Genomic DNA, 26353 nt, shown 5'->3' on the forward strand with positions numbered 1-26353 from the left:
CTGTCCCGGCAGTTGCGGCTGCCGGGATATTAATACACGCCGGAGTGGCGGAACAGGCAGACGCAACGGACTTAAAATCCGTCGGGTAGTAATACCCGTACCGGTTCGACCCCGGTCTCCGGCACCATTCAAAAACAAGAGGACTCCCAGGTTACAACCTGGGAGTCCTCTTGTTTTTGAATAACATGAGCGCGCCCCAGTAAAATGAACTGAACCCGAAAAAACGGACATTGAGCAAAAAAGCCTCCTGTTGTAGGATAACTACGATAGGAGGTTTTGTATGTCACGGAAATGGACAGATATGCAATCGGCTGAGCGGATTATCCTGCAAATGCGACAAGATGGAAGAACCAGGCGGGAGATAGCAGATGCCTTGGGTCTTGAAAAAGTACAAATCAAGAACTGGATTAACCGGTACAATCGGAGACAGACCACCCTTCCGGCATCCCCCAAGAAGAAAGGCCGCCCCAGAAAAAGCCCGATAACTGCACACCACGCGATGGAGCTGCGGATACGGGAACTTGAAAGAGAAGTGGAACTATACCGGTCTTTTCTTCACGCTGCTGGAAGGATGTGAGAGCACAGGTTAAGTACATAGCCATAGCGCAAAATGCCGGCAAGCATCCGGTTGCGGTCATGTGTAATTTCTTTGAGGTATCAAGAAGCGGCTACTACGCGTATCTCAAACGGAAAGACCGGTCATCCGCCGAGGAGAAGTTGGCCGCCTTGATTCAAAAATGCCAGCGGCAGACTAATGGAACTTACGGTTATAGGCGTGTGGGGATATGGCTTGAGAGGCGAGGCATTAAGAAAAACCATAAGGCGGTGCTGCGCATCATGAACAAGTACGGGTTGCTGGCGCAAATCCGGCGCAGAAAAAAGTACCGGCAGATGAGCGGTCAACTGCACCGGTATCCGAATATCCTCGGCCGCGATTTCACAGCCATCAAACCTAATCAGAAATGGGTAACGGATGTTTCCTATATCCAGACGCCGCAGGGAACCTTGTATCTATCCATGATTCGCGACCTGTTTGACAACAGTATTGTCGCCTACCAGACTGGAACCGAGCAGTCGGTCAACCTGGTTCTGCGAACCGTTCGGCAAGCCAAGGCAAAAGAAGCGGTCACTGCAGAGTTGCACCTCCACAGTGACCAGGGGTTTCAATACACTTCCCAGGCATATTTCACCCTAACTCAAAATTACGGCATTACTCCGTCCATGTCAAGGCGGGGAAACTGCTATGACAACGCGCCGGCAGAAAACTTCTTCAGCATCCTTAAGACCGAGTGTATCCGGCGGCATAAGCCAAAGACGGTCGATCAGGCGCGTCAGCTTATTGATAACTACATTTCTTTCTACAACCACGAGCGTATTCAACTCAAAACAAAACTGACGCCGCTCGAAAAACGACGCCAGTTTGCGTAATCTCATCTAATCCTACGATAGGGCTTTTTATCTGTGTCCATTGGCCGGGGTTCAGTGCAAAATTCCTGGGGGGGCTTTTTTTCATATTTAGCGTGGACAAACAAGGTTTGCACAATATGCAGTGACAAATCAACTAATTGCCGAAATACATATCGATATGTAGTAAATAACTCCAATATAACCATATGTTGACAAAATCGCACGTATGTTCTATAATGATTTACAGATAATGACAAGTTATACGAGGTGCCGCGATGAAAAAACTGTGCGCAACCCTCATCCTTGTCGTAATTTTCAATCTCGGTTTCGGCTTCGCATCTCCGACGCCGGCAAGGGCCGACACCTTCGACGCAATTCTCGACGTGCTGGACGCTGTAAGTACTTATGCATTAGTCCGCGAAATGATCAAGAAGACCGAATTTACCATGCAGAACCAAGTGTTCCAAGAAACTAAGCAGAATTTTGGTGTTAGCCGGGATGTGGCTGCCAATGACATGCTGCACAGGATTTTTACCCGTGTGGGCGTTGCCCCCGGTAACGAAGAGGTTTTGGCGCGGCCGCCCAGCTATTTTATTATCCCTGATGGTTCCATTAATGGATTCCGCTCAATTGGCAATGTTATCGGCATAAACTTAGGCGTTTTTCACGGACTGGGTTTCAATGAGGATATGGTTGCTTTTATCGTGACTCACGAAATCGGTCACGGCACCAAACAGCACTCCTTACGACAGATAGAAGGCGTGCTTCCGTTGAAAGTAGTCGCGCAGCTTATCGCGAAACGATATGGGGAATATATCCCGGCATATCAACTGCAGCTTGCCGGATTGGTTCTTTTGCATATCCGAAATAGCGGTTATTCCGTTCCCTTCGAGTATGAGGCCGACAATACGGGCTTCGAGTATGCCGTCAACGCCGGGTATAATCCGGGAGGAGCCGCTGCCGCCTTTGTCCGGATGAAGCTCTTTTATGAAGATAAGCCTGACCTGCTGCGAGCTTTGTTTAATCCTCGTACACATCCGACACATCAACAGCGCATCGAAAATTTTTCTTCCAAGCTTACCGCTTATTCCGGCAATAATGTCACCGTAAACGGCACCGCCGTAAATGTCAGGGGGCGACTCTTGCTTAATGCCAGGCCGATCGGGGCGCGGTTGGCTGAGGAGCGCGCTTTCCTGGTTGCCGGCAACCTTGCCCGCGTTTTCCATCAGTCGCCGCGACCGACGGAGCCGGCCACAGTAGAGTTTGGCACGCTTAAGCTGGCCGGACGGACTATCATTACACCAGTGCCCGGCGAGCCGTCAGCCGAGGAATTGCAGGCCAGATTGAATGCTGTTTTAGGGTTTCCGGCAGTCGCGCCCGGTATGCCGGCGGCTGACAAGCCCAAGCCTTTGAACTCTCACTGGATTGAATTGTAGTGTTGGAAGAGGTGAAGGGGATGAGGAAAAGTCGTTTGCATTCAAGTCTCTTTTACGGGCTGGCAGTCGTTTTAATCGGCGCCGTAACCTGCTTCTCTCCGGTCGGAGCTGCAGCGGCAGGGGCGACTAGTTCTGCCGCTGCTACCATTCGCATCGGCGGAAATTTCGACCTCAGCGGGCGTTGCGCCTATATTGGCGAGATGGTGATGAGTGGGGCCAAATTGGCTTTTAAAGAAGCCAACGATGCCGGTGGAATGATTGGCCGCAAGATCGAATTCATACCTCTCGACAACGCTTTCGACAAAGCGAAGGCGGCGGTCGTGATGAAAAGCTTGGCCGCGCGGGGAGACGTATCGGCGGTTTTAGGCTGCCTTACTGCTACTAATACATCGGCAGCCTATACAATAGCTGAACAGAACCGAATGCCTTTGATAAGCCCCTCGGCGGGAAATTATCTCTTGACAGGAAATGACGGTAAGGTGAAGGCCTACGCATTTCGGACATGCTTTCTGGATATAAAGCAAGCCGACCTTATGGCTTTATTCGCATTGGAGGACCTAGGGGCAAAAACGGCCGCAATCGTCTTTGACGATAAAGTCGATTTGTTCCGCGCCATGGCGTTTTATTTCGAGAAGAGCTTTACGGATGCCGGGGGGAAAATTGTCGCCAAGGAGCAGGTTGGCAGCAGCGGGGAAGTTTCTCAGGAAAATATCGCGCAGATTCGGCAAGCCGAACCGGAAGTGATCTTCATGCCAATGGATTATCGCGAGGGCGGGCAGGGCATACGGTGTTTGCGCGAAAGTGGCATAGGTGTTCCGCTGTTGGGGCCAGACCTGTGGTTTACGCAGCGTATTGTTGCTTACGCAGGCGAAGAAGCGCTCAACAACATCTATTACGTTAGCTATTTCGCCCCAAGTGATAAGCTCCCTAAACTAGACGCATTTATGTTTGCTTTTGCCAAGGAATTCAAACGGCCGGCCGATATATATGCGGCTATGGGCTATGAAGCGGCTGGCGTTCTTATTGAAGCAATAAAAAAGGCCGGCAGCGCCGACCCTGAAGATATCCGAACAGCTCTTGAAGGCATCGAGACGGAAGGGTTACTGGGGACAATCCGCATAGAAGCCGCCAATCATGATGTAGTGAGGCCAATGACAATAGATAGGTTCGTAGAAGGACAAGGTTTTGCTTATCGACTGTTCAAACCTTAATAGACAAAGCCACGTTCCCTGCCAGGAATGTGGCTTTCATTATATTTTCAAATCACTTCTTTTTCCAGATTTTATAGGCCTGAACCAGATAGGCTATAAAAAGTAGTGCAACTGCCACAGCGAGCCAACTGCCGCTATAAGCGACCATGCGGGTCCCGAAGACGGCGTCGAGGATATCGAGTGTTGAGCCGATGATTACGATCGCCGCGATTGCGGCAACGAGATAAAAAGGGGTCGAGCGTTTCGCCATAATTCAGCTTCCTTTCTAGCGATTATTAGTCAACGAGCAAGAGCCCGGTTAACGTGACATGGCCGGGAACGAAGCCGGACGGGAGTCCGGCGGCGGAGCAGGTTTTTTCCACGTCGATTCCCACCGCTTCCAGAGATGGTCGAGCTTCCTCCGGGCGGCGACAGGCGGCGGGAAGGTCTCTGCCGGCACAGTCAGGGCAAAGCTGGCAGTGCCCGCAGACTAATCCTACGGCCAAGCTATGGCCATAGTGAAACGCGGCTTGTTCCAAGCTAACGATGATCGTATTCAGGGCAAGTTTTTCCCGGTCGAAAACGGCGCGGTAGTCAGCGGGTTCAGACAGTCTGGTGATTTGCAGCAGAAGCGAAAAAGTGTAGCGGGAAAGGACGGCAGATGTTTCGGTCAAATCCCAAACATTAGGCGGGCACATCAGGTTGCGGCCATACTGGCCGCATTGGTTGAGCCGACATTTAAGCCTTACTCGCGGATCGACGATGATATCACGCGCCAAAAGCGGCTCGGCTTCGCAGCAGCCTTTAGCTTTGGCCGTCTCGGCCAGCGCCAGCAGGTTTTTTATCGTTTGCGCCGTCTTTGCCATTGCCGTTCCCCCCCGATTTACTTTTCGTAGATGACTCTGCCGCCGCAAACGGTGCAAACCACCTGGACGGTGGCGATTTCGTCCGGCGGTATCGTGAAGATGTCACGCGACAGAACGATAAAATCGGCCAGCATGCCGGGCGAAAGAGTACCCTTTTCATTTTCCGCGAACTCGGCAAAGGCAGCGTTGGCGGTGTAGGCTTTGACTGCCTCCTCGACAGTTATCCGTTGTTCGGGGTGCCAGGATTGACCGTCATCAAGTTTACGGGTCACGGCGGCCTGGATGCCTTCAAGGGGATTGAGGGAAGCGACCGGCCAGTCGCTTCCGAAGGCCAGCATCACGCCGGCGTCAGTCAGCGATCGGAAAGGGTAGGCAAACTTTGCTCTTTCCGGGCCAATACGCCGTTCGGCCCAGCGGCCGTCATCAATAACGTGGCTTGGTTGCACCGAGGCGATTGCCCCCAGCGCGGCGATCCTGTCAATGTCGCCGGCGCTGAGGTGTTGGGCGTGCTCGACGCGGAAGCGCCGGTCGCGTCTGCCGTTGCGTGCGGCAACTTCGGAAAAAATATTCAGGAGTATGTTGTTTGCTTTATCGCCGATGGCGTGAACGGCAGCCTGCAGGCCCGTGATGTCGGCGTCGTTAAGCTGTTCGCACAGTTCGGCCACGGGATGCATCAGCAGGCCGTTGTTGTCCGGTTCATCGTCATAGGGGGCGAAGAAGAGTGCGGTGGATGAACCGAGCGACCCGTCGACAAACGCCTTCACGCCGGAAAGCCTCAGCCAGGCATCTTGCGCTCCGGTCGGCAACGCTTTGGTCTTGACCCAGTCGGCAAGGGGCATGTGTAGACTGAGCCTGACGGTCAAAGAATGCCGTCGATGGTAGGTCTGAAAGACGTCCCAGCTTTCCCATTCTTTCCCCACCGCCATATCCTGGAGCGAGGTCACGCCAAGCGATGCGGCGAGTTCAGACGCTTTGCCGACAGCGACGAGCGATTCATCGATACTGGGCGAAGGAATCGCCTGACGGACTAATTCGAGGGCCGCATCCTTCAATATACCTGTCGGCTCTCCGGTAACGGGATGGCGCATTATCGCCCCGCCGGAAGGCTCCGGCGTACCGGCGGTTATTCCCGCGGCAGCCAGGGCAGCGCTATTGGCAAGCCCCATATGGAGATCGCTGCGGGTGACGAATACCGGCGTCGTCGGCGTAAAAGGATCGATATCTTCTTTGACCGGCAATCGCTGGTCCGCCCATTTGCTGTTATCCCAATTGCCGCCTGTAAGCCAGCGTCCCCGGGGGAGTAAACGGGAAGCGGACGCCACCATGGCGGCTAGTTCGTCGCGGTTGTTGGCGTTTCGCAGATCAGCGGCCATCAGTTGGCGTCCGCCGAGCAGGAGGTGGGCATGGCTGTCGTTGAAGCCGGGTAGAACGAGTTTACCACCAGCATTGATCACCTTCGTTCCCGTTTCAGCAAGAGAAGATATGTCCGCGTTGCTTCCCGTTGCGACGATTCTGTCGTCGCTAACGGCTATGGCTTGGCAGCGGCCTGGCGACCTAAGTCCTGTCCACACAGCGGCGTTGAGTATTATAAGGCTGACATGAGCCATAATAAACCTCCCGATCAAGTCTTCAGCTTTTAAGATATCATGTCCGTGCGGGTACAGCAATAACGCCGCAACAATTTGGGGAAAATTTTGCTGCAGCAGTATTGACAAACAACCGCGGTGAAATCTATAATAAATACAAAATTAATAACAAACAAGTCGATGAGGACTTCCTAAACTTTTTTGGGAAGTCCTTTGCGCTTTTCTCGGTCGCCGTTTTGCAGCGGCCGGACGGCGCCGAGTTTCTCGGTAATCAAGCCCGGTCAGATCGATAAAGGAGGGATAATGATGTTAGCCGGCAGCGAAGAGTTCACCCGCATGCCATTGTATTGGCAGGTCGCTTCCTTGCTGCAGTTCTGGTCAAGCGGCGATTGCGGGGAATGCCCCCCGGCCAGGGGCGGTATAATAACTTAGTGGCTAAAAGCAGTATTTTGAATTTATTGAGAGGTGGATTTCTGTATGTCGAAAGATTTGCTTTACTACATCCCGGCAGGCAAATACACCAACGGACAGTTGGTCAATCTGCTGAAAGAGCATCCCGAAATCAAGTTTGTATCATTGGTCGGCATCGATCTCGCCGGCAACGATACCGACGAAAAAATCCCTATCAATCTGTTCTTGAAAGATATCGAGAAATTCTTCCTGGGTGGAGCGGTAGAAACTGACGGATCGTCAGTCGTTCTCACCGGCGTGGCGACCCTTAACAACGCTAAGGTTGACATGCTGGTAGACCCCAACGTCAACTGGTTTATCGATTATAACTGGGACAGCGTTGACGAAGAGACCGGCAAGCCGATCGGTTCCCTGCGCATTCCCGCTTTTCTCGTTCACAATGGCCTGAGGGTCGACTCCCGCTCTGTTTTGGCGCAGAGCCTCGAGTATGTCAAAGGGGAAATCATCGGTTTGCTGAAAAAAGCCGGTAAAGTATCCGGTTTGGAGCATCTTGACCCTGCTGAAATCGACGATATAGTATTTACGGTCGGCACAGAACTCGAATTCTGGGTAAAGACGCCGGATGAGGCCGCCGAAATCGAAGAACTTTCCGCCACCCAGGTCATGCAGGAGAATTATTGGGCTCGGGCGCGCGGCCAGGCCCGCACCGCCCTCGAAGAAGCCATCCTCATGCTGGGTAAATACGGCCTCGAGCCCGAGATGGGCCACAAAGAGGTCGGTGGTCTCAAGGCTCGTATCGGCGAATCCGGCAGCCTTGCCCACGTCGTTGAGCAGATGGAAATCGACTGGCGCTTCACCAACGCCATGCAGGCCGCCGACAACGAACTCCAGGCCCGCATCCTTGTAAAAGAAGCATTCCGCAAAAACGGCCTTGAAGTAACCTTTAAGGCGAAACCCATCATCGGCGTCGCCGGCAGCGGCGAGCACACTCATGTGGGGATGGCCGCCCGCTTGAAGTCGGGTAAATTGGTAAACCTCTTCGCTCCTGGCGATATGAAAGGCGACTTTCTGAGCGCCGTCGGTTACGGCGCCATCATGGGGCTGCTCAAGAACTACGAAGTAATAAATCCTTTCGTTTCCGCCACCAATGACTCCCTCAACCGCCTTAAGCCCGGCTTTGAGGCCCCGGTTTGCATCGTTACTTCCCTCGGCCACAGCCCGGCCATTCCGTCCCGCAACCGCACCATCCTGGCCGGCCTTGTCCGCGATGTCAACAACCCGCTGGCCACCCGTTTCGAAGTCCGCGCCCCGAATCCCTTCACCAACACGTATATTGCCGTCGCCGCCTTTTACCTTGGCATGCTCGACGGTATCAAAGCCGCCGTCAGCGCCGGCAAAACCACCAAAGAACTTGAGTCCGAGCTTTCCAAAGAACCGTCGGCTGAAGGCTTCTACCTGGAAAAAGGTCGCGCCTATCGCAGCGAACACGACGTTTTCGAAGACTACACCGCCGAGGAACGGGACCGTCTCTTCAGCAAGCCGCCTGCGACCGTTTGGGAGAACATGCTGGGCATGGAAAAGTACCCGCAGAAGGTTGCAGTTCTCACCTCCGGCAACGCCTTCCGCAAGGAACTTATCGACGCTTTCGTGGCCGGGGCGCTTCTGCGCTGGCGGACAGAACTAGTTAATCGCATTATTGGCGAGAATTGCGAGTTAATTAAAGAGTGCAAGCCCCTGCATGACGCCAAAGATGAGGTTGACGAAAAAGCCTGGCAGAAAGTAAGCGCTCTTCGCAACTATCTAGCCAAAGACACAACCGCTGCCAAGAGCCTGTTCAGCCGGATCAGGGAAGCGGTGGCGAACGCAGACTATGCCGTCGCCTCGAATATGCAGATAGAGATGGCCGCAAAAATGGATGAACTTAAAGCAATGTATTGCCAGTATAAACGCAACATAATCTAAAGGTGAATTAAATCCCCCGGCCACTTAGGCCGGGGGATTTAATTATTTGCGGATTAATCACTTGAAATCGGAATAATATTAACCTAAAATGAATTATGATACTTAATAATGAGGTGGAGTATGGACAATATCGACTTGAGGATCATAGACATCCTCCAGACCGACGGGCGTATAACCATGAAGGAACTGGGCCAGCGGGTAGGATTGACTAGCCCGGCCACCATAGAACGGGTCAAGAAACTGGAAGAAAGCGGCATCATCGGCGGCTACCGGGCCGACATCGATATCGTCAAAGCCGGCCTGCCTGTCAAGGCTTTCATTCTGGTCACAATCGGCGGCTGCGCTGGAGATGCTTTGATAAACTTTTGCCGGAATCAGGCTCGGCTACTCGAGTGCCACCGCCTTGCCGGCAGCGCCTCCTATCTGATCTCCGTGGCCGTGACCGACACTGCCGAACTAGAGAAATTGCTTGATGAACTGGCGGCCTTTGGGCGCGTCGAAACCCACCTTGTGTTGTCCACGCCCTTCACCGCGGAAAAAATCAATCTTCCCTGACAATTTGTTGCCAGCAAACCCCGGAGATTGCCTCCGGGGTTTAAAAATCGGTTATTTCGCCGCCCTTTATGGGGCGGTAATTTTGGCTGTCGACATCGAAATTCTTTCCAGGCGCGATATCGCCGCGGGTGTAAATAGCCACGAAGTTCCCAGTAACCCGAAGCATATCTGTCCGTAAAAGCGAGCCTCGTCGTATACTATACATAGGCTCTCCCCGCAGACCGCGCCGCAGGAATCGCCAGGTAGCGGGCCGTATCATAATAAATTAGGCTCAATTAAAAGGCTAATCGGGATCAAAGGAGAAATACATGGATTTTTTTCGCCACAGCCATATCCTTGTCCCTTTCTTCAGGCGGCGCTGGCAATACTACGTGCTTGGCATCCTTGTACTTGTAGCCGTTGACTTACTACAGTTGGCCATACCTCGCATTACCGGAAAGGCGGTCGACCTGCTGGTCGCCGGCGACGCGGGCATCGCCAGGCTGCTGTTCGCCTTGACGGCCCTGGCCGTTATGATCGCCATTCTTCGCTATTTCTACCGGGTGCTCATTATGGGCACTACCCGCCACCTCGAATTTTATTTGCGGGAGAAACTCTTCGCCCACACTCTCCGTCTTCCCTCCGTTTACTTCGACCGCCGCGGCCCGGGGCAGGTTATGGCTCTCACCACCAACGACGTCACCGCTGTCCGCGTCGCCGTCGGCCTCGGCGCCGTTCTGCTTGTGGACGCCCTCATCATGGGGCTGGCCTCTATGTTTGTAATGGTTGAGGTGGTCAACTGGCGTCTGACTTGGCAGTCGGTTGTACCGCTGCCGTTCGTGCTGTTAGGCACCGCTCTGATGGGCCGACCGATTCACCACCGCTTCCGCACTGTCCAGGAGAAGTTCAGCCAGCTCACGGAGATGGTGCAGGAAACCTTCGCCGGCGCCAGAGTAGTAAAAGGCTTTGCGGCTGAACCTGTGGCTATCGACCGCTTTACCGTCGCCAGCCGGGAAAACGTCGCCGCCAATTTGGCCATGGCCCGCCTGCAGGCCGCATATTTCCCCGTCACCCATACTGCGCCGCTGTTCTGCTATGCGATCGCCCTTTATGGCGGTGGGCAGCTTATCGTCGGCGGAATTCTTACTGTCGGCGACCTTGTGGCCTTTCTCGGTTACCTGGGTTTGATGATCTGGCCGGTTACCGGTTTCAGTTACCTCGTCTCAACTGTTCAGCGCGGTTCGGCGTCGCTGACCCGTATCGCCGCCTTGCTGGCCGAGCCGGCCTACGAAACCGGCCTGCCGGCGCGGCCTGCCGAAATCCCCGGCAGCAGCATCGAAATACGTCGTCTGACCTTCCACTACCCGGACAGCCCCAGCCCCGCGCTCAGCGACGTCAGCTTATCCATCCCCGCGGGCGCCGTCGTCGGCTTCGTCGGGCGAACCGGCGCAGGCAAATCGACCTTGCTTAAGCTCCTGCTTCGCCTGTACGAGCCTCCTGCCGGCGCCGTCCTCATCGGCGGGCGGGATATACTCTCTCTGGACTTTCTTTCCCTGCGCCATGGGATAGGCTATGTACCGCAGGATAGCTTCCTGTTCGCCCGTACCATCGGAGAGAACATCGCCTTCGACCGCGACTACCGCCGGGACGACATTGAGAAAGCGGCCGGCCTGGCGGCGGTCAGGGAAGCAATCGACGACAAGCCTTTCGGCTTCGGTACCGTTCTCGGCGAAAGGGGCCATCGTCTGTCCGGCGGTCAGCAGCAAAGGGTGGCGATTGCCCGCGCCTTGGTAAAAGCTCCGGAAATTCTCCTCCTCGATGACGTCTTTTCCGCCCTGGATTACGAGACCCAGACCGAGCTGCTCGCCAACATGAAGGATTTCAGGGGCGGTCGAACCACCATAATAGTTTCGCAGCGGATTGCGGCGGTCAAAGACGCCGATTTCGTCGTCGTCCTGGATGAAGGAGCCGTTGTCGAACAAGGCTCGCATGCCGAACTAATCTCCCGGGGCGGACTCTACTTCAAGCTGTACGAGCAGCAACTGGTCAACGGTGAATTGTCATGAGCATGTATTATCGCGGCCGGGAATACGACACCGCTTCGTCGAATCGACTACTGGACCGGGATGTGGCGAAAGTTCTGTGGGGCTTCGCACGGCCTTTCAGGGGATTGATGGCGGTCGCACTACTCGTTATGCTTCTTGGCACAGCCGCCGACCTGGTCAGGCCATACCTTCTCAAGGTAGCCATCGACAATCAGGTACTCACCGGCGACCTGGCGGGCCTTCGCCAGACCGCGTGGCTGTACGCGGCCGCCATCGCCGCCGGCATGGTTTTTTCCTGGGGCCAGACCATCCTTCTCCAGTACATCGGCCAGAAAATAATCTTTGATGTCCGGCAAAAGGTGTTTCGGCAGCTCATCTATATGCGCTACACCGATATAGAGGGCCAGCCTGTGGGGCGCATCGTCACGAGGGTCACCAACGACACCGACGCCATCAAAGATCTTTATACCGATGTGCTTGTCGCCTTCGCGAGCGACCTGTTGGTACTTATCGGCATTATTGCCGTAATGCTCGCCATTGACTGGCGATTGGCACTGGTTTCGTTCACCGTCATCCCGGTTATGGTCATAGTTGCCGCCCTCTACCAAAGGTACGCCCGGCAGGCATACCGCCTGGTCCGGGAAAAAACAGCCGCCATCAACAGCTTCCTGCAGGAAAACTTCAACGGCATCAGCGTAGTCAAGGCGTTTGCCCGTTTCCCGCGCAGCGAGGCGGAATACGATACGGTCAACCACGAATACTTGGCAGCCGGCCTGAAAGAAATGCGTACTTTTGCCCTTTTCCGGCCATTCGTCGACCTTGTCTATACGCTGGCCGTCGTTCTCCTTTTATGGTACGGCAACTGGCAAAGCACCTTAGGGGGCGTTGAGATCGGCGTAGTTGCCGCGTTTCTGCGTTATATGGAGAAGTTCTTCTGGCCAATCAGAGACCTGGCCGAGAAATACAGCCTGTTGCAGTCTGCCCTGGCGGCGGCCGAAAGGGTCTATGAAATGCTGGCGACCGAGCGGCCTGCCGAAGAACCTGTAGAGAGAAATCCCCACCCCCAAGTCAAAGGTGAAATAACCTTCGAAGATGTATGGTTTGCCTACGAAGAGCCGCGCTGGGTGCTCTGCGGCCTGTCCTTCTCAGTGGCCGCCGGCGAATTCATAGGTATCGCCGGCCTTTCAGGCTCGGGCAAGACCACGGTTATCAACCTCCTGCTTCGCCTGTACCAGCCGCAGCGGGGCAGGATACTGGTCGACGGCGTCGATATACTCAATATTCCGCTTGACGTTCTCCGGCGAACAGTTGGCGTGGTTTTTCAGGACGTTCACCTGTTTAACGGCACAGTCGCAGAGAACATCAGCCTGTTCGACCCGCAGGTTTCCCGCAGCGATATCATCGCCGCCGCCACCGCCGCAAACTGCCATGGATTCATTACCAAGCTCCCGCTGGGTTATGATACGCCGATCGGCTATCAGGGAGCGATGATCTCGGTAGGGCAACGTCAGTTGCTTTCTCTCGCCAGGATGCTTGCCTGCCGCGCAGACGTGCTCGTACTGGATGAAGCAACCTCCAATATCGACGGTGAGACCGAGGCTCTCATCCATGGCGCCCTCGCCCGTATCGCCAAACAGCGTACCATGATCGTCGTCGCCCATCGCCTTTCCACCATCCGGGACGCCGACAGCATCTTTGTCCTCCATCGAGGCGTGATCGCCGAGGCGGGCACCCACGATCAGCTTGTCGCCGGCCGTGGACTGTACTGGCGCCTTTACAACAGTCAGTGACATATCAAGGAGGAATACGTTGCCGCCGCAAGGAATATAATACCAAAACATATTAGGAGTGATATGGTATGGCCAACATGTTCAGCGATCTTGAAGGGGTACGCATCGCCATGGCGATGGAGGCCCGCGGCCGGGACTTTTATCAGCAGGCTTACCAGCTAACACCTAACCCGACACACAAAGAATTGTTCCTGTGGCTTAAAAATGAGGAAATACATCATTTGACCAGGTTTACCGCTCTTTTCGAAATGCTTGAAAACCGCAAAGAGGCCCATTCGGCCGAATACCTTTTCGACACTGATACTTCCCGCTACCTTACGGTTATCGCCGAAGAGCACGTTTTTCCCAAACCAAACGACGCCGGTGAGCAATTCGCCGGGCTGACAAGCGTGCAGGCGATCCTGCAGGCAGCCTTGCAGGCGGAGAAAGACTCCGTGCTGTTCTATGATGAATTGGCCGCAAAGGCGAAGTTCCCCGAGGCAAGGGATGTTTTCCGCCTCCTGAAAGGAGAAGAACAGGCTCACGTTGTGAAAATACGCGAAATGGTCGACGCCTGGGCGTGACGAAGGAGGAGTCGTAATGGAAGCGAGACTTGTATTGTATAACCTCCATGCCTGTCCGGAGTGTCAGAGCATCAGGGAAAAACTCGCCGAGCTTGAGCTGACTTACGTGTGTGTTAATGTCAGTCCGTCGAAGGCCAAGCGTACCCAGGTCTTTGAGCTTACCGGCCAGTATTCGGTGCCGGTACTGGTGGACGGCGACACGATTCTCACCTCTGCGGACAACATTCTGGAGCATCTTGTGGAAAAGTATGCCCACAACGTGATCAAACCCGTAAAGTACTGACGTTTCCGGCGCTGCCCGCCCCGCATATCATGTTAGCGGGAGGGATGCGCGATGACTAGACGGCGCCGGCGCCGCAAATGTCCGATCGAAAAAGGGATTAAGATCATCTGCCCCCACTGCGGCGCCATCGTAGTCGTTCCTATGTGCAAGGCTGTCAACGGCGAACAAATAAATTGTTCGAAATGCCAGCAGGATTTTGTCTTTGGGGCTTAGGAACAGCTTGAATTATTCGCCAAATACTGTAAAATTATTTTAGGGACGAACTTCTGAATAGGGGGATGGGCGATGCCTAGGGGGCCCAGCAAGCGCGGCTATCACAAGCAGGATATGCAGAAGGTGAACCGTACCGCCCTTGTCGTCGGAGGTATTGCTGCAGCCGTTCTTTTGTTGGTGATGGTTGTTTCCTTCATCAGGTGATTTTTCAGCCCAAGCGCCGCATGGCGCTTATTTTTTGAAAGATGGGGGAGGATACGGATGCCCCTGCCTATGAACACCAATTAAGCTTACTGGCTACGATAGCAATAGAAAAACAGCGGACAAAAATAATTTAGGAGGTATGGCCGTGGACAGAGAATGGGTTTTGGCCACAATCGCAGAATTGGCCGGCTTCAGCGAGGGAGGTCCTGGAATTACGCGCCTGGCTTTCAGCGACGAAGACCGCCGGGCCGGAGAATACATTCAGGAACTAATGAGGCAGGCGGGCCTTACCGTGCGCCGCGATACATTCGGCAATATTATCGGGCGGCTGGACGGCGCGCTGCCGGGAGCGCCCGCTGTGGCCACCGGATCACACCTCGACACCGTTCCCGAAGGAGGCCGCTTCGACGGCGTCCTGGGGGTCGTCGGCGGCCTTGCGGCCATCCGGCGCTTGGCAAAACAAGGACCGCTCACCCATCCTCTGGAACTCATCGTATTCATGGCGGAAGAATCCAGCCGCTTCGGCTTCGCCACTATGGGCAGCAAAGCGATGACCGGGCTCGTAAATCCCGCCTGGGCGAAAGCCAAAGATCATGCCGGTATAAGCTTTGCCGACGCCCTCGGACGACAGGGCCTCAACTTGGCTGACGCACGGTCCTCTTTCCGCCCGCGGGACGAACTCAAAGCCTTTATCGAGCTGCATATCGAACAGGGACCGGTTCTCGAAAGGACCGGAAAAACGATCGGCATCGTCGAAGCAATCGCCGCCCCCACCCGACTAAAGATCATCGTCGAGGGAATGGCGGGGCACTCGGGAACGACGCCGATGGATGACCGTCAGGACGCCCTGGTGAGCGCGGCGATGATAATCCTCGCGGTGCAGGAGATTGCCATGGAGCAGCACCATCGGGGCACCGTAGGGACGGTGGGCGTAATTCGCAACCATCCCAACGTAATGAACGTTATCCCTGGACGGGTCGAGATGGGTGTCGACATCCGCGGCGTCGACCACGACAGCATAATTGAAACCATCCAGGATATCAAGGACGCCGTCAGCACCATCGCCGACGGGCAGGAAACGCCGGTGGCCATCGAGGTGGTTACCGCCGACAAACCGGTGCCTATGAACAACGAAATCATTGAGACGATCGAATCCGTCTGCGGCCAGCTCGACATGCCCTACAGGCTGATGAACAGCGGCGCGGGGCACGACGCCATGAACATGGCCGCCATAACCTCCACAGGGATGATCTTCATCCCCTGCCGGGGCGGTGTCAGTCACAACCCCGCCGAGGATTCCGCCCCTGACGATATTATGAAAGGCATTGACGTCCTTACGGCCACCATCCGCCAACTCGCCAAGTAGGTGCTTGCATGACAATTGATGTATACTTTACTCCCCAGGACTATATAGCCAGGCCGCCGTCAGGTGAATGCGCCGTCGCCGTCCTCGATATCTTCCGGGCGACGACGTCGATGGTCACCGCCTTCGCCAACGGCTCTCGCCGCATTATACCCGTAAAGACGGTAGAAGAGGCCCTCGCTCTCAAGAAACGGCATCCGGGGGGGCTGCTGGCGGGTGAGCGTCAGGCACGCCCCATAGCGGGCTTCGATCTCGGCAACTCGCCCTTCGAATACAATCGGTCCGCGGTGGACGGCAAGACAATAATCATGACCACCACGAACGGCACGACCGCTTTGAAGACGGCCGAACAGGCGACAAAAGTCTACATAGGCGCGTTTGTCAACGCCGCTGCCCTCTGCCGGATACTCTCCTCGTTATCGTCCGATATCGTTATTCTCTGCGCCGGTACCCGTGGGCAGCTGACCATCGAGGACGCTTTGTGCGCCGGGCTGCTGGCCGATAGGCTCGCCGGCCGCGGCGACCTGAGCGATGCCGCGGTTGCCGCCCTGGCGATATACAACGATTACCGCACCGACCTTGTCCGGCGGACTTCTTTGGGAACCCATGCCAGGTATCTCGCCGCGATCGGCTATGGCGCAGATATCGATTATTGCCTGCGGCAAGATCTTTTTGACATTGTCCCCGTATTTCAAAACGGCGAAGTAACAGACCCGGCCGCTACTTAGCGGCCGGGTCTTTCTTCAGGTAAATATTTCGCCTTTAGTTTACGTAATGTACGTGATAAAATGAAGGCTGAGCAACATGGAAAGGGGATGTCTATGAGGAAAATCATTATCATGGCCATGCTCGCCATGGCTATCGGCGTCTCTTCGCCCCTGATGCCCGTAGCGCACGCAGCAACCGCCAACGATGTGCTCGCGCAGATAATGGCTCAGAACCCAAAAGCCGCCCAGGTACAGGAACTGCTTGCCCTCAAGCAGGACATAGAGCAAGGCGGCCGTGGTGCGATTGTCAGCCGTGTGACTCAAGCCGCCCTTGACCGGGTTGGCCAGGGAGAACTGGCCGGGCTGGTGGGCTCCGCCGCAAACGGCGGGGAATTCCGGGCCGCGGTGGAAACAGCCGTGAGGCAGGAAGTGACAGCTCAGCTGGCAGCAAAATTCGGTCCTTACGAGGATAGTCTCAACCTACTCGCCACGCTTCTGCAGAACGCCGGACTGATTCCCCAAACAGTCCGCGATAGCAACAGCCTGGCGGCAGGCGGGCAAATCCTGCAGTAACACACAAACAGACATTCGCGGTTTACAGGTGTTGGATCGCCAGGCGGTAAGACGGCATGGCCGGCTTGCCGCTACATAAAGACAAAATTAACCGGCTTGGCCGGTTTTTTTACTAGGAACGGGAGCATACAACGCCGAATCCGCACCCGCCGCTCCGCCCCCCGTCCAGTACGAGAAGGGCTTGGAGCTTTCAGTCGCCCCGGTTTTGTCGGCGTTAAGACGGGCTTCGTGATCGGCTTTTCCACCGCCCTGATAGTTTAGGTCTATATCGGTCAGGTGCTGGCCAGGCAGATTGACCTGAGGGAGTTCTATTTTCGGGCATGGTTTGCGGGGCTCTCGGCGCTGTAATGGATGTCGCCATCTCGATAGCGTCAGCCCTCTATGAGGTGAAAGCAATCCGGCCGGATATCGACAGGAAAAGTCTCTTCCTGACCGGCATGAATGTTGATCGTCACCGAAATCGCCCGCGCGCTCACCGGCAGCATCGGCCTCATCTGCGTCATCCCGCTGACCGCTCTGCTAACAGCCTTCCTTATGCGCGGCCAGTAGCGGCGATATATCCGGTTATTTGCAGACGTCCGCGCGGGCCGCCCGCAGGGCATCTTCCAGTTTGTCGCTCCAGTTTCCGCCGCCCTGCGCCCAACTGGCGGTCCCGCCGCCGTTGCCGCCCATAACCGCAAGCGTCTGCTTCAGCAGCTTGCCCATATCGGCCGGGGTGCCGGGAGTGCAGGCGAAGACGAAATGAGCTTTGCCGAGTTCGGCACTGCCGGTCGCCAGCAATACGACGGCGCGGCCGCGGGCCAGCACCGCCCTGGCGAGATCCGCCAATTCGGCCGCCGTGGCGTCCGGGATGACAGAAACCGCCAGCTTTAAGTCAGAGAGCATGTCAGCTTTTTCGTACAACTCGCCGGCCTGATGGCCGGCGAGTTCCCGTTTCGCAGCCTGCAACTGGCGGCTCAGAGTCTCAGTCTTGCCCAACTGGCGTTCTACCGCCGCCGGGACCTCTTCTACAGGCACGGAAAAACGGACCGAGAGGTCGCGGGTCACCGCGCTGTTGAGCCGGTAGTCTTCTAAGGCCCGGCCGCCGCACACGAAGTCGACCCGGACAATCCCGGCCTTTCGTTCCCAGGAGCGAAGCTTGATCAGACCGATTTCGCCGCTGGCCGCAACATGCGTTCCGCCGCAGGGGCAACAGTCCACCCCCGTTACGCTGACCAGCCTGATTTTGGCGTAGTCTTTCGCCGGTTGTTTACGGAGAGGAAATGAGGCGAGGTCGCCGCCGGTGACGAATTCACTCTTTACCGGCAGATTCGCGAATACGAACGCGTTGGCCGCCGATTCCGCAGTCGCCGCTTGCTCGCCGGTCAGCGCTCCCATGGTGACGTCGATGTATACCGCTTCGTCGCCGAGATGGAACCCGACATTCTCCCCGCCGAAGAGGTCGGAAAAAACCGCCGACAGGATGTGCTCGCCACTGTGCTGCTGCATATGGTCGAAGCGCCGCGCCCAGTCCAGGCGTCCCAGGACCGTTTCCCCATTCGGCCTGGCTGCGGTGACATGCACGATCAAGCCGTTATCCTCCGACACCGCCAGCACAGGGATATCGTTCAACCATCCGGTGTCGTAAGGCTGGCCGCCGCCCTCGGGGTAAAAGGCTGTCCGGTCGAGGACGACGCCAAATTTGCCATCAGGCAGGGAGTGAAGATCCTGTACCTTTGCTGTGAACTCTTTTTGATAAGGATTGGTATAATATAACTTTTCGGTCACCGGTGCTCTTACCTCCGATCTGCGTGTACAAACTCATTATACCCGACCCCGGCGGAGCTGGCAAAAGACGCCTGCAGGGATATCACCGGCAGGCGTTACATATATTTGACCAGACAGAGCTGGGAGGGGGAGAGGCGGTTGCTTACCGCATTAAGGGGCAGGGGGTCCCGCGTATTTTTAAGTGTTGCCCTGCTGGCTTTTTTTGGGCTGCTTACCGGCCTGGCCGGCTTCGAATATTGGGACGAGCGGGAACTGGCGGTCGCTCCCGGCCAGCCGCAAACACGGCCTGAAGGAAGGATAACCCTGGTAGTGAATGTACCTGCCCGCTACCTCGAAGTGCTCAACGACGGCAAACAATACAAGAAATACCGTATCGCCGTTGGACGTTCCGACACCCCATCGCCGTTCGGCGAATGGATCGTGACCTGGAAGGCATATCACTCCGGAGACATTTTCGGCACCAGATTCCTGGGCCTCAATGTACCGTGGGGAGGCTATGGTATCCACGGCACTAACAGGCCGTGGTCGATAGGTCAGTTTGCCAGCAAGGGCTGCATCCGTATGCGGAACAGAGACATTGAGGAATTGTTCGAATGGGTGCCTGTCGGCACCCCTGTGCGCATCGAAGGCAGCAGGATTCGTATCGCGCGCCCGCTGCGCTACACCGCGGCCGGCCCTGACGTTGTCATGCTGCAGATGCGGCTGCGCAGAACGGGTTATTATGAAGGACGGGCCGACGGACTATTCAGTCGGGAAATTGAGGTGGCCTTGAAAAGGTTCCAGCACGACAAGGGTCTCAAGCCCACCGGAATCGCCGATCGCAAAACCTTGGAACTGCTCGGGCTTTAACTGATCTGGCGGTAATGCCGCGGCAGCGTCACAGCACATTTTTCGCAAAAAAGATGATTTTGCCGTCTTATGTCGAATATATTTCATGCCGAATCCTAACCGGTAGGGGAAAACCGACACAGACACAGGGGTGAATCCGCACCAGCGGAAGGGCGTCTAATCCTCTTCGCCCGAACCCGACAGCTAATCCCCGAGGCATATTGGCCCTATTGCACTGCTCCAGTCACCGGGGCAGACGCTTTGGCCACTCAACAAGAGGGGTGAATGGATGAAAAAAGTGTATATCGCAGCCGTGCTGGCGGTGCTGTTGTTGGTCAACGCCACCGTGCTGGCGGCTGTTGCGCCGACGGCGGACAAGCTCCTCAGGGAGGGCGCGCGCGGCGAGAACGTGAAGATGGTCCAGAAGCTGCTGGCCGATACCGGCTATTACGCAGGGCAGATCGATGGCATCTTCGGCGGCGCTACCCTGGAGGCGGTCAGAAGATTTCAGACTTATAACGGTCTGAAGGCGGACGGCGTAGTCGGCAAGGAAACCATTGCCTTTCTCCAGCGTGAGCGGACCAGCGCCACTCCCAACCGCTACAGCCGCGAACTGACGATGACCGCTACCGCCTACACCTCTGAGGATGACGGCAACGGCAGCCACACCTACCGCGGCAACGAGCTCCGGAGAGGTCTGGCCGCGGTTGATCCCCGGGTTATCCCGCTCGGCACGCGGTTATTCATCAAAGGCTACGGTTATGCAATCGCCGACGATATCGGCGGCGCCATCAAAGGCAACAAAATCGACCTGGCGTTTGAAAACCGGGCCGAGGCCCTCCAGTTCGGCGTACAGAAAGTTACAGTCTATATTCTCGATTAAAAAGCAGGTTTAACCTGCTCTTTTTTCGTAGAAAATGTAAAGTGCTGGCGGTGGCGTATATCATACAAAACTATCCGGAAGGAGAATTCGATGTACGAAGTAACTTACATCGGCCTGGCAGTTAAAGATTCCGACCGGTCCGGCCGTTTTTGCCGGGATGTGCTCGGCTGGACCTTGTTTTTCGCCGGCCCGGACGGGGAGAGACAGGAACTAATCCAGGAGGCGGCGTTGTGACAGACAGAATCGATGTACTCAAAGAAAAATTGCAGAATCTTTACAAGCGCAATCCGTTCGTCGGGCTTCTGAAAATGAAGGTGGAGGATGTCAAGGAAGGGGAAGCGACGCTTTCCATGCCGATCGTCCAAGCAATTCATGGCAACCTGTTCGGGATGGCGCACGGCGGGGCCACCGCATCACTGGCCGATACGGCTATGGGGTTGGTCTGTATTTCCCTTGGCAAGAAGGTCGTTACCCTGGACTTAAACATCAACTACATTTATGGCGCCACTGACGGAGAGACAGTGACCGCCGTGGCGAAGGTCGTGCACAACGGCCGGCAAACCGTTGTTGTGGAGGCGGAGCATCGCGATACGGCCGGTAGACTTTTGGCGAAAGCGAGGGGGACCTTCTTTGTCGTCGGTAGCATTGAACTCGGGTAAACCGCGGGAACTAATGATACCGACGGCGGTGGGCAACCTGAACGCCGCCTTGTACCCTCCTGAGGGCAGCCGCCGCGATTACACCGTTATATTCTGTCACGGTTTCCGGGGCTCCAAAGAAGGGGGCGGCAGGGCTTCTTCACTGGCTGCCAGGGTGGCGGGGCTTGGTTTTGCCGCCCTGTTGTTCGATTTCACACCGCTCAGCATGCTTTCCGCCCAGGTCGGTGAACTGCGGGCGGTAGTGGACTACTGCCGTCATGAGGTCGGCAGGCAAGTGATTCTTTTCGGCCGCAGCATGGGCGGCAGCGCCGCCCTGGCAGTTGCCGCCGCCGACAAGTTCATCGGCGGTCTCTGCCTGTGGGCCACACCGTTCGATCTCCACGAGACTTTCCGCCTCTCCCTGGGGGATGGGTATAATCGTTTGCTGGACGGCGAGCCGGTCAGCATCGCCGACGAGTTCGGTGAGCTCCGCCTTTCCCCGTCTTTCCTCCACGATTTCGACCGTTTCGATCTCCTGGCGTGCGCAACGCAGGTCAGTGGCCGGCCGCTTCTCGTGGTGCACGGAGAAAATGACGAAATCGTTCCCTGTCGACAGGCCGCCGTAATATTCGGACAGGCGGGTGAGCCCAAAAGCATGGCCGTTATACCGGGAGCCGACCACCGCTTCCTTCACGGCCACGGTCAAGCGTCAGCGGCGGTGCTCGCTTGGCTTGCGGCCAGTTTTCCGGTCGGCGCGACGGATAAGCCAAGCTGCATATAATCGCGAAATGGGCTTATACTACCCAGGAAAGTAGTCTGCTTGACAAGGGAGGCTAGCCCTTTGGACTTGGTACCCGCCCATTTGCTGCCGCTGCTCTTGGCGCTTGTGTCCGGCGTGCTGATGGCTGTGCAGGGTTCGCTCAATACTGCGCTGAGCAAGACAGTCGGCCTGTGGGAAGCGACGTTCGTCGTTCATGCCGTCGGGACGCTAGTCTTGCTTGTCGTTTTGTACCTCCTCAAAATGGGGCAGGGCGATTTAGGCGCTTTGCCACAGGCGCCGTGGTATTCTTATCTCGGAGGGGTAATCAGCGTTTTCATCATCTATCTGGTGGCCGCCAGCATCCCCCGCGTGGGCGTTGCAAACGCCACCACCGCCATCATCGTCGGTCAGGTGCTGACCGCCGTTATAATCGACCACGTAGGAGGCTTTGGGTTGCAGAAGATACCCTGCGGCTGGAACCAGGTCGCCGGGTTGGCTCTCCTGGCGGTTGGGGCAAAGCTGCTGCTGAAATAGATTTTCCTTCACAAAAAAAATAATATAAGGTATACTTATTTTTAGGGTTTTTGGCCCGCCATCATAGGTATATTTTGCCACGCCGAATCTTAACAAGGAGGATAAGTAATGGATTTTAACTTTACTCCCGACCAGCTTGCCCTCAAGAAGATGGCTCAGGAAGTAGTTGCCAAAGAGATTACTCCCTACGCCCTTGAGATGGACCACAACGGGAAAATGCGGCCTGGTCTGCTCGAAAAGCTCGACGAAGCCGGTCTCGTTGGCCTGGTCGTGCCGGAAGAATTCGACGGTCCGGGGCTTGATGCGGTCACTATCGCCCTCATCTACGAAGAACTCGGCAAAGGATGCGCCGGCGTAGCCACCAGTGTCGCCGCCAATGCCCTGGCCTCATATCCTGTCATTCTCATGGGTACCGATGCGCAAAAAAAGCACTACTTTGATATCATCAACAGCGGAAAACTAGCGGCGTTTGCCCTTACCGAGCCGGGCGCCGGTTCCGACGCCGGCGCGGTAGCCACCACCGCTGTAAAGGACGGCGACGACCACTATATTCTCAACGGCACCAAATGCTTCATCACCAACGGGGGTATCGCCGACGTCTTCGTCATCTTCGCCAACGCCCGCAAATCGGCCGGCATCCGAGGCCTGACCGCCTTCATCGTCGACCGCGGCACCCCTGGGTTCTCGGTTGGCAAAGAAGAAGAAAAGATGGGCATCCGCGCCTCCAACACCTGCGAACTCATTCTCGACAACGTTCGTATACCCACCACCAATCGCCTTGGCAGAGAAGGCGAAGGCTTCAAAATAGCCATGAAAACCCTTGATGCCGCCCGCCCGCTGGTCGGGGCCGTATCGGTCGGCATTGCCCAGGCAGCTTTCGACGCCGCCGTAAAATACTCCAAAGAACGCGAGCAGTTCGGCAAGCCTATCGCCTCCTTTCAACTTGTACAGGCAATGCTCGCCGACATGGCCATCGCCGTAGAAACGGCGCGGCTTCTGGTTTACAAAGCCTGCTGGCTCAAAGACCAGAACCTGCCGTTCGCCAAAGAGGCGGCCATGGCAAAATGCTACGCGGCCGACGTCGCAATGAAAGTCACCACCGACGCTGTTCAGGTTCTCGGCGGCTACGGCTATATCAAGGAATATCCCACCGAGAAATACATGCGTGACGCCAAAATCATGCAGATATATGAAGGCACCAACCAGATCCAGCGTCTTGTAATTGCCAACCAGATATTGTATTAACCAGCCCCCTTGACAAGTCTTGTTTACGGTAATATAATGTTTCTTGCGGCAGTTGATATGGCTGCCGCAAAAATATGGGGTTATAGCTCAGTTGGTTAGAGCGCCTCGTTGACATCGAGGAGGCCAGCGGTTCGAGTCCGTTTAACCCCACCATAAGAAAAATCAAGGCTCCGAGGCATTTCGCCCGGAGCCTTTTTCTTGTCTTTTACCCCAACCTTACCCCTACTGACTATTTTTCTTGTTTGGGCGGAGACTGGCGGATATCAAACTCTAAATCCAAGGCCAGAGTCTCAATCTCACCGCCTATGACGGTGTCGGGAGGGGAGTTCACGATGAGTTGAGCCAACCTTAGAGCCTTCTCAATTACCCCATCATTTGGGGTGGAAGTTGGGGTGGATTTTTGGTTGGCTTTCGTTAGTTCTTGAGCTATTACCGTAAGTGCGGCGGCGATCTGTGGAACATGCCTGTCGTAAAAACGCTGCCCCATCTTAGTTTCGTGAAACTGTGGCATACTGATTACCCCCTGTCCATAATAAAATGGTCTATTGTACTTGAACCCATTACCGTCACACTACCTTGGTCGATGCACCACCGCACCGATTCTTCCCTATCCTTGTCAAAGTCACCGGAGTTAAAAAGCTTGGATTCCGATGACTTGCCGCCGTTCTCGTAAGTGATGACAGTAGCCTCGATCCCACGATAGGTAGTGGTATCCGGCTCATCATATCTGGCGGTGATAAAGCCTGTCTTAATCGGCCCCATTCTTCTTATCCTTCTCGCTTACCTTCTGTACTAAGTCTACCACATTTTGGACGGCGGCGCGTTGCCTTCTGGCGGAAGCTTTCACATACCGCCTAGTTGATCTGTAGTCTTTGTGGCGAAGTCTCTCCTGTACGGTGAACGAGTCGGCGCCGGATTCCATCATCAGATAGCCATGGGTATGCCGCATGTCGTGAAAGCGTGTTCCATCAAGCCCCGCATCCACCGCCGTGTCGGCAACCATCTTGGTAAACCACCGTGGCGATACCGGCGTTGAAGGATTCTTAGTGGAAGGGAAGAGGTGAATGCTATTCGGAAAAACTTCGGCGTGCCATTTGAGGTAGTCTTGAATGACGGTGCATTGGCTATCGGTCAAGAGTACCGGATTGTAGGATGTTTCGTTTTTTAGACCCTTCTTGACACCCTTGCCGTTGACGGTTCCAAAAGCTTCTCTCGGCCTAATCATCTTCCGGCGAGTATCGATGTCGCTCTTTCTGAGTCCTAAGACCTCGCCCCGGCGGAAGCCGCAGGTAGAACCTAACCACAGAGCCATTGCTAAACGCCTATCCGGCTTCCGTTCCTTTACGCCTTTGTTGGGCGGTAGCAGGCGCTTCTTGGCGTGGTCGAGAAGACTCTGGAGGTCTTCCAATTCCAGCGGGTTAGACTTCTCATGGTCAGGCTTGTCCTTCGGCAACTTGATCTTTTTGCGGGATCGGGCGGGGTTTCGTGCGATGAGTTGGTCTTCGACGGCGATGTCCAGTACCGAGGCGACCAAAGTCTTCGCCATCCTCACGGTGTAGGGGGCATAGTCATTGTTCTTCTCGTTGATGAAATTTTGGATGGTTGTTTCGTTGATGTCGCTGACCTTCATGCCGCCGAAATATGGTAATATATGCTTGTTGAATAGGTAAAGATACTGAGATTTAGTGGCATCGGCGACAGGGTCAAGTCCAAACGGCTTCCAATTTTCGTAAACCTCAGAAAAACAGACCTTGCTTGGTTCTATGTAAGTGCCACGATTGATTTCAGCTAAAATTTTCGACAATTTCTGGTTGACCTCTTGTCGCGTTTTACCATATACTGATTTTCGCTCACCGCTTTTTGTGGTATACCGCCCTTCCCATGATCCATCCTTGCGCTTGCGGATGGAACCTTCATTCTGGCCCCTTTTACCCATGTCAGAACCTCCTTGATACAGCTTATGTGTTAATAATAACACCAAACGTATCAAATGACAATGGGCCGGTTCGAAATAGAACTTTTGAACCTAAAGTCCTATTGACAGAACATGTGTTCGTAGTCTATACTATTCTCAGAAAAGGTTATGACTGAACATGACCCTTATAAACCATGTCTGAAACGGACGGAGGTGATGCTATGATTGTGGACAACCTCGCCGAGGTTCGGCGACTAACCTACACGGTTACTGAACTCACCCAGGTACTTGGCGTGTCATATCCCACGGCGAGGAAACAGGTGCTTGAGTGGAAAAAAACGAAAAAGGTTCCTGTACGCAAGGTGGGTCGTGAATGGCGTATCCCAAAAGAGAGCGTTCACGCTTGGCTGAGAGGAACCGGCTAAAAGGGGAGAAAATTGCTTGACTAAGTTTGACAAACCCTACCTCATTTTGTACCCCCCCATGACCGCAGTCCTATTGAACAAGTCGTGGGATAATGTAGCCACAGTCGAAGAAGTAAACGCTCTCACCGCCGAATGGAAAGGCGTACAGGAAGACATGCTCCCTGTTGTGATACATATCCCCGTTCCCATCACGGCTTAAATCGGTTATCCTGTGGAGAGGAGAAG

Annotated in this window: 30 protein-coding genes, 2 tRNA genes and 1 riboswitch; of the genes, 25 read left to right on the forward strand and 7 right to left on the reverse strand. The window is 55.2% G+C overall.

Features of this window, described 5'->3' with window-relative positions; genetic code table 11:
• Nucleotides 1-38: 38 nt before the first annotated feature.
• From Q4T40_06395 to Q4T40_06410, 4 genes are all read left to right on the forward strand, one after another.
• Nucleotides 39-127 (forward strand) — tRNA-Leu (locus Q4T40_06395).
• Between the two features lie 446 nt (nucleotides 128-573).
• Entirely contained in the window at nucleotides 574-1428 is an 855-nt protein-coding gene (locus Q4T40_06400; GenBank protein MDT8900863.1) for an IS3 family transposase, read from the forward strand.
• Between the two features lie 254 nt (nucleotides 1429-1682).
• A complete protein-coding gene (locus Q4T40_06405) occupies nucleotides 1683-2843 on the forward strand; it encodes a M48 family metallopeptidase (GenBank protein ID MDT8900864.1) in 1161 nt (386 codons plus the stop codon).
• Between the two features lie 20 nt (nucleotides 2844-2863).
• The gene (locus tag Q4T40_06410) at nucleotides 2864-4054 is read left to right on the forward strand and encodes an ABC transporter substrate-binding protein (GenBank protein MDT8900865.1); all 1191 of its coding nucleotides are present in this window, start codon (nucleotides 2864-2866) and stop codon (nucleotides 4052-4054) included.
• Nucleotides 4055-4106: 52 nt separating this feature from the next.
• On the opposite strand, the gene Q4T40_06415 is transcribed toward Q4T40_06410, so the two are convergent.
• From Q4T40_06415 to Q4T40_06425, 3 genes are read right to left on the reverse strand one after another with little or no spacing between them, the layout of a single operon-like run.
• Entirely contained in the window at nucleotides 4107-4304 is a 198-nt protein-coding gene (locus tag Q4T40_06415; GenBank protein MDT8900866.1) for a hypothetical protein, read from the reverse strand.
• 25 nt (nucleotides 4305-4329) lie between these two features.
• Nucleotides 4330-4899, reverse strand: a complete 570-nt coding sequence (locus Q4T40_06420) for a DUF2284 domain-containing protein (protein MDT8900867.1) — start codon at nucleotides 4897-4899, stop codon at nucleotides 4330-4332.
• Nucleotides 4900-4916: 17 nt separating this feature from the next.
• Nucleotides 4917-6506, reverse strand: coding sequence for an amidohydrolase (locus tag Q4T40_06425; GenBank protein MDT8900868.1), 1590 nt, complete (start codon nucleotides 6504-6506; stop codon nucleotides 4917-4919).
• Between the two features lie 456 nt (nucleotides 6507-6962).
• Here Q4T40_06425 and Q4T40_06430 point away from each other — a divergent pair, with 456 nt between their 5' ends.
• The 11 genes from Q4T40_06430 (at nucleotide 6963) to Q4T40_06480 (ending at nucleotide 17133) form a co-directional block, all read left to right on the forward strand.
• Nucleotides 6963-8858, forward strand: a complete 1896-nt coding sequence (locus Q4T40_06430; protein ID MDT8900869.1) for a glutamine synthetase — start codon at nucleotides 6963-6965, stop codon at nucleotides 8856-8858.
• Nucleotides 8859-8978: 120 nt separating this feature from the next.
• Nucleotides 8979-9413: an Lrp/AsnC family transcriptional regulator gene (locus tag Q4T40_06435; GenBank protein MDT8900870.1), complete on the forward strand. Its 435-nt coding sequence runs from the start codon at nucleotides 8979-8981 to the stop codon at nucleotides 9411-9413.
• 308 nt (nucleotides 9414-9721) lie between these two features.
• Nucleotides 9722-11458, forward strand: coding sequence for an ABC transporter ATP-binding protein (locus Q4T40_06440; GenBank protein MDT8900871.1), 1737 nt, complete (start codon nucleotides 9722-9724; stop codon nucleotides 11456-11458).
• Entirely contained in the window at nucleotides 11455-13227 is a 1773-nt protein-coding gene (locus Q4T40_06445; protein ID MDT8900872.1) for an ABC transporter ATP-binding protein, read from the forward strand. The genes Q4T40_06440 and Q4T40_06445 overlap by 4 nt, the downstream gene beginning before the upstream one ends.
• Nucleotides 13228-13295: 68 nt before the next feature.
• On the forward strand, nucleotides 13296-13790 hold the full coding sequence (locus Q4T40_06450) for a ferritin family protein (protein ID MDT8900873.1): 495 nt from the start codon (nucleotides 13296-13298) through the stop codon (nucleotides 13788-13790).
• Nucleotides 13791-13806: 16 nt separating this feature from the next.
• Entirely contained in the window at nucleotides 13807-14073 is a 267-nt protein-coding gene (locus tag Q4T40_06455; protein ID MDT8900874.1) for a glutathione S-transferase N-terminal domain-containing protein, read from the forward strand.
• A 51-nt stretch (nucleotides 14074-14124) separates the two neighbouring features.
• Nucleotides 14125-14286 carry a hypothetical protein gene (locus tag Q4T40_06460; protein ID MDT8900875.1) on the forward strand — a complete coding sequence of 54 codons (162 nt, stop codon included), beginning with the start codon at nucleotides 14125-14127 and terminating at the stop codon, nucleotides 14284-14286.
• Nucleotides 14287-14358: 72 nt separating this feature from the next.
• A complete protein-coding gene (locus tag Q4T40_06465) occupies nucleotides 14359-14490 on the forward strand; it encodes a hypothetical protein (protein MDT8900876.1) in 132 nt (43 codons plus the stop codon).
• A gap of 139 nt (nucleotides 14491-14629) precedes the next feature.
• Nucleotides 14630-15856: a Zn-dependent hydrolase gene (locus Q4T40_06470; protein ID MDT8900877.1), complete on the forward strand. Its 1227-nt coding sequence runs from the start codon at nucleotides 14630-14632 to the stop codon at nucleotides 15854-15856.
• Between the two features lie 8 nt (nucleotides 15857-15864).
• Complete coding sequence (locus Q4T40_06475; GenBank protein MDT8900878.1) at nucleotides 15865-16581, forward strand: 2-phosphosulfolactate phosphatase; 717 nt, start codon at nucleotides 15865-15867, stop codon at nucleotides 16579-16581.
• Nucleotides 16582-16674: 93 nt separating this feature from the next.
• Complete coding sequence (locus Q4T40_06480; protein ID MDT8900879.1) at nucleotides 16675-17133, forward strand: hypothetical protein; 459 nt, start codon at nucleotides 16675-16677, stop codon at nucleotides 17131-17133.
• Nucleotides 17134-17697: 564 nt separating this feature from the next.
• Here Q4T40_06480 and Q4T40_06485 read toward each other — a convergent pair.
• Entirely contained in the window at nucleotides 17698-18900 is a 1203-nt protein-coding gene (locus Q4T40_06485) for a DHHA1 domain-containing protein (GenBank protein ID MDT8900880.1), read from the reverse strand.
• 138 nt (nucleotides 18901-19038) lie between these two features.
• On the opposite strand from Q4T40_06485, the gene Q4T40_06490 reads away from it, so the two are divergent.
• The 8 genes from Q4T40_06490 (at nucleotide 19039) to Q4T40_06525 (ending at nucleotide 23941) form a co-directional block, all read left to right on the forward strand.
• On the forward strand, nucleotides 19039-19749 hold the full coding sequence (locus Q4T40_06490; GenBank protein ID MDT8900881.1) for a L,D-transpeptidase family protein: 711 nt from the start codon (nucleotides 19039-19041) through the stop codon (nucleotides 19747-19749).
• A 76-nt stretch (nucleotides 19750-19825) separates the two neighbouring features.
• Nucleotides 19826-19961, forward strand: a riboswitch (cyclic di-AMP (ydaO/yuaA leader).
• 56 nt (nucleotides 19962-20017) lie between these two features.
• The gene (locus tag Q4T40_06495) at nucleotides 20018-20611 is read left to right on the forward strand and encodes a peptidoglycan-binding protein (GenBank protein ID MDT8900882.1); all 594 of its coding nucleotides are present in this window, start codon (nucleotides 20018-20020) and stop codon (nucleotides 20609-20611) included.
• A 90-nt stretch (nucleotides 20612-20701) separates the two neighbouring features.
• On the forward strand, nucleotides 20702-20845 hold the full coding sequence (locus Q4T40_06500; protein ID MDT8900883.1) for a hypothetical protein: 144 nt from the start codon (nucleotides 20702-20704) through the stop codon (nucleotides 20843-20845).
• On the forward strand, nucleotides 20842-21270 hold the full coding sequence (locus Q4T40_06505) for a PaaI family thioesterase (GenBank protein ID MDT8900884.1): 429 nt from the start codon (nucleotides 20842-20844) through the stop codon (nucleotides 21268-21270). Before Q4T40_06500 ends, Q4T40_06505 begins: the two co-directional genes overlap by 4 nt.
• The gene (locus Q4T40_06510; protein ID MDT8900885.1) at nucleotides 21242-22030 is read left to right on the forward strand and encodes an alpha/beta hydrolase; all 789 of its coding nucleotides are present in this window, start codon (nucleotides 21242-21244) and stop codon (nucleotides 22028-22030) included. Before Q4T40_06505 ends, Q4T40_06510 begins: the two co-directional genes overlap by 29 nt.
• 60 nt (nucleotides 22031-22090) lie before the next feature.
• A complete protein-coding gene (locus Q4T40_06515) occupies nucleotides 22091-22543 on the forward strand; it encodes a DMT family transporter (protein MDT8900886.1) in 453 nt (150 codons plus the stop codon).
• Between the two features lie 108 nt (nucleotides 22544-22651).
• Complete coding sequence (locus tag Q4T40_06520; protein ID MDT8900887.1) at nucleotides 22652-23788, forward strand: acyl-CoA dehydrogenase family protein; 1137 nt, start codon at nucleotides 22652-22654, stop codon at nucleotides 23786-23788.
• 76 nt (nucleotides 23789-23864) lie between these two features.
• Nucleotides 23865-23941 (forward strand) — tRNA-Val (locus Q4T40_06525).
• 76 nt (nucleotides 23942-24017) lie between these two features.
• Here Q4T40_06525 and Q4T40_06530 read toward each other — a convergent pair.
• Genes Q4T40_06530 through Q4T40_06540 form a run of 3 tightly spaced genes read right to left on the reverse strand, consistent with a single transcriptional unit; the run spans nucleotide 24018 to nucleotide 25724 of the window.
• Nucleotides 24018-24299, reverse strand: a complete 282-nt coding sequence (locus Q4T40_06530) for a hypothetical protein (protein ID MDT8900888.1) — start codon at nucleotides 24297-24299, stop codon at nucleotides 24018-24020.
• A 5-nt stretch (nucleotides 24300-24304) separates the two neighbouring features.
• Nucleotides 24305-24550: a hypothetical protein gene (locus tag Q4T40_06535; GenBank protein MDT8900889.1), complete on the reverse strand. Its 246-nt coding sequence runs from the start codon at nucleotides 24548-24550 to the stop codon at nucleotides 24305-24307.
• On the reverse strand, nucleotides 24537-25724 hold the full coding sequence (locus Q4T40_06540; GenBank protein ID MDT8900890.1) for a site-specific integrase: 1188 nt from the start codon (nucleotides 25722-25724) through the stop codon (nucleotides 24537-24539). The genes Q4T40_06535 and Q4T40_06540 overlap by 14 nt, the downstream gene beginning before the upstream one ends.
• Nucleotides 25725-25924: 200 nt before the next feature.
• On the opposite strand from Q4T40_06540, the gene Q4T40_06545 reads away from it, so the two are divergent.
• On the forward strand, nucleotides 25925-26128 hold the full coding sequence (locus Q4T40_06545; protein MDT8900891.1) for a helix-turn-helix domain-containing protein: 204 nt from the start codon (nucleotides 25925-25927) through the stop codon (nucleotides 26126-26128).
• Between the two features lie 16 nt (nucleotides 26129-26144).
• Nucleotides 26145-26327: a hypothetical protein gene (locus Q4T40_06550; GenBank protein ID MDT8900892.1), complete on the forward strand. Its 183-nt coding sequence runs from the start codon at nucleotides 26145-26147 to the stop codon at nucleotides 26325-26327.
• Nucleotides 26328-26353: the final 26 nt, after the last annotated feature.

The sequence above is a fragment of the Selenomonadales bacterium 4137-cl genome, from assembly GCA_032334055.1.
Lineage (GTDB): Bacteria > Bacillota > Negativicutes > Sporomusales > UBA7701 > Anaeroselena > Anaeroselena agilis.